Source organism: Paenibacillus sp. LK1 (genome assembly GCF_002750415.1).
Taxonomy (GTDB): Bacteria; Bacillota; Bacilli; order Paenibacillales; family Paenibacillaceae; genus Paenibacillus; species Paenibacillus taichungensis.
In genome coordinates this window covers 1-302 of sequence record NZ_PEII01000049.1, presented here as the reverse complement: position 1 = coordinate 302, position 302 = coordinate 1, and the positions used below count along the sequence as shown (strand labels likewise).

The window sequence follows — 302 nt, the reverse complement described above, 5'->3', positions numbered from 1 at the left end:
TTGAGTAATAATTTCCCTCGGTACTATGTTGTACTGAATATAAGTGATACTGATTAGGGGAGGGACAAATTAGAGGAGGATCTGAACATGGAAAATTTAACTGAAATGCTGAAGGGATCGCTCGAAGGTTGCGTAATGGAAATTATCAGCCGCCATGAAACCTATGGCTATGAGATTACCCGCCGATTGAACGAGTTAGGGTTTACCGAAGTCGTGGAAGGGACAGTCTACACCATCCTTGTGCGATTAGAAAAGAAAAAACTGGTGAATATCGAGAAGAAACCTTCAGATATGGGGCCGCC

At 43.0% G+C, this 302-nt stretch carries 1 protein-coding gene; it reads left to right on the top strand.

The genetic code is table 11. From position 1 onward, the window contains the following. Nucleotides 1-87: 87 nt before the first annotated feature. On the top strand, nucleotides 88-302 hold a 215-nt coding region (locus CS562_RS32505; protein ID WP_099859442.1), incomplete at its 3' end, for a PadR family transcriptional regulator.